The organism is Chamaesiphon sp. OTE_8_metabat_110, assembly GCF_031382685.1.
In the GTDB taxonomy this organism is placed as follows: domain Bacteria; phylum Cyanobacteriota; class Cyanobacteriia; order Cyanobacteriales; family Chamaesiphonaceae; genus Chamaesiphon.
Genome location: NZ_JANMZA010000129.1, coordinates 1 through 2792 on the forward strand (window position 1 = coordinate 1; position 2792 = coordinate 2792).

Below are 2792 nucleotides of genomic sequence, written 5' to 3' on the forward strand. Positions count from 1 at the left end.
CTGGCGATCCGCCAAATTCGACCGCAATTGGTTGCTACTAATCGGTTCGCGCTCCAGCGCCAGCCAGTAGACTAGTTGTTGTTCGATCGGCGATAACCGCTCGAATTGCCGTTGGAGGATATCATCGATATTCCGAAACTGGAGTTGACCCTTCTTCATGAGGGGGTAAAGCTCCAAGATTTTTTCGCCACCGCCAGTCATTTCGATGGCGGTAATGATGGCAATTTTCAGCGCGAGGGGATTGCCGCTATAGTGGGCGTGAACTTCCTGCCACATCTGCTCGGGTAGCTCTGGCGAGCCGTAAGACTGGATCAGTTGATGTCCGGCGACTGAGGTCATCCCATTAATAACCAGCGAGCGCACTAGCTGGGGGTTGACGATTTGCGATCGGGCGATGGTGTGGGGTTGTTCGCGCCCGGTAAAGATCGCACAACTTTGATGCGGTAGCTCGCCCAGCGCTCTAAACAACCGATCGTAACTTTCATATCCTGGTAGATATTGCCCCGATTGCACTTTGCCTTCGAGGATCGATTCGACATTATCCAAGACTAGCAGACAGCGATTGCGCCGCAGACCAGCAATTACTAACTCGATTTGCGCTTCTAGCGAACTTGGTAAATCTCCAGATTGCGAGTTCAAACAGTGCAGTAAATCGCTGCATAGTTCGGAAACTGGCGGTAGATTGAGTAACGATCTCCAGATGGTGCGATCGAAATAGCCTTCCAGTTGCCGTGCGATCTTTAGAGCTAGGGTCGTTTTACCCATCCCACCCATCCCGAGTAAGAAAATCATCCGACACTGCTCGTGCAGACACCAGTCGGTGAGCATTGCCAGTTCCTCAGTGCGTCCGTAAAACCGATCGGGTTCGGGATCGTGCGCTGGTGAGGATGCAGGAGCGCGATCTGCGAGCGCAACACCATCTGACACCGACTGGAGCCAATTATCGGGATTTTCGACGGGTTCAGATCCCAAATGGCGGGGTGACGCTGGCTGATATCCCGGCTGCTTGGTATGCCACAGTAATACTGCTGCCAAACTATTTTTGGTCACTTTTTGACCGAGGCGGGTACTTAATAACTGCCACAATTGTGCGCCCGTTTCCCGAATATACCCAATCTGATAGCCTCTAGGAGTTTCGGGGGTGGCAATGTCGGCAACTTCGGCTTCAGTCGTGCTGGCTTCTAAAAGTTGCTCGGACGGGACATCAGTTCTGGCGACGATCGCAATTTCTTGATAGCTGCGCCCTGCGATCGCACCGCGAATTACCTGCATCTGCACGGAATTCAGCAATTTGGGAGCCAAAATAGTTTCAATAATCGCGATCGCTCGATCGGCATCCATAGGTAAATAAGTTGGTATTTGGTACTTTGACTACATTCGAGGTCGGTTGGTTGACACCGATAAGAGCAAAAATTACTGCCCGTTGCCACTACCGATCGCAGATTGTCAAATCTGCAACACCATAAATCCGTCCGCCACCGATTCTTCTCACGGAGCGACCCAAATCACGCGGAGGTTCCCGACCCATGGCTTTGGGTCAGCGATTCGCGAGCGAGATTAATCTCGATTTTAAGTTACCCAGTTGTAGAGATCGTACCTTTGAACCTACTTTTTCCATACCTTTATATCTAATTACTAGCTCTTAGGTAAGTTAAGGTATGGCTACAGAGTGTTTGTGTGTTCAACTTTTGATTTTTTTGGTTTGAATTCCTTCATTGGAGCTACCTCCCAAATCAATCAGCCTTGAGAATGATTAGTACCGATCCAATGGACTACATCTTCTCAAGGGTTTTTTTTGCCGACGAAAGTTAGGTATTAGGCTTTAGGCTTTAGGCTTTAGGCTTTAGGCTTTAGGTTTTCGGGGGGAAAGGGGAAAGGGTAAAGGGGAAAGGGTAAAGGGTAAAAGGTAATGGGTAAAAGGTAATGGGTAAAGGGTAAAGGGTAAAGGGTAATGAACAATTCTTTATCCCCCAGTCCCCCAGTCCCCCAGTCCCCCCGTCCCTCCAACTCCCAACTCCCAACTCCCAACTCCCAACTCCCAACTCTCCCACTCCCATCTCTATCCACTAATAATCCCTGCCGGGTTCGGGAAACCGCACACGGATCGATCGGCATCCGTTTAGCACTCCTCCTCATAGAGTGCTAAATTTTGGAAGAGATGATTACAACAAAATAATATGGCAAAAATCATAGCGTTTAACGAAGAGTCCCGTCGTGCCCTAGAACGGGGTGTCAACGCCTTGGCAGATGCAGTTAAGATTACGTTAGGCCCTAAAGGTCGTAACGTCCTGTTAGAAAAGAAATTTGGCGCACCGCAGATCGTTAATGATGGGATTACCGTCGCCAAAGAGATCGAACTATCCGACCCCTTAGAAAATACAGGTGCCAGACTGATCCAAGAGGTCGCGGCTAAAACCAAAGACTTAGCTGGCGATGGTACCACTACAGCCACCGTCCTAGCCCAAGAAATGATCCGCGAAGGTCTCAAAAACGTCGCTGCTGGCAGCAATCCGATCGGGATCAAACGCGGCATGGACAAAACTGTCACCATGTTAGTCGCCGAAATTGCCAAGCTCGCTAAACCCGTCGAAGGCAAAGGCATCGCCCAAGTTGCCAGCGTCTCGGCAGGTAACGATCCCGAAGTTGGCGAAATGATCTCGGCAGCGATGGATAAAGTCACCAAAGATGGTGTCATCTCCGTGGAAGAATCCAAGTCCCTCACCACCGAACTCGAAGTCGTCGAAGGGATGCAGATCGATCGCGGTTATCTTTCTCCCTACCTCGTCACCGAC

2 protein-coding genes are annotated in these 2792 nt (G+C 50.2%); one reads left to right on the forward strand and one right to left on the reverse strand.

What is annotated here, in order from left to right:
• The coding region (locus tag RMO52_RS04525) for an NB-ARC domain-containing protein (protein WP_310411273.1) at positions 1–1341 on the reverse strand (1341 nt) is incomplete at its 3' end.
• An 836-nt stretch (positions 1342–2177) separates the two neighbouring features.
• Between RMO52_RS04525 and RMO52_RS04530 the strand changes: the two genes are divergently transcribed.
• Positions 2178–2792, forward strand: a 615-nt coding sequence (locus RMO52_RS04530; RefSeq protein WP_310411276.1) for a TCP-1/cpn60 chaperonin family protein, incomplete at its 3' end; no start/stop codon positions are given.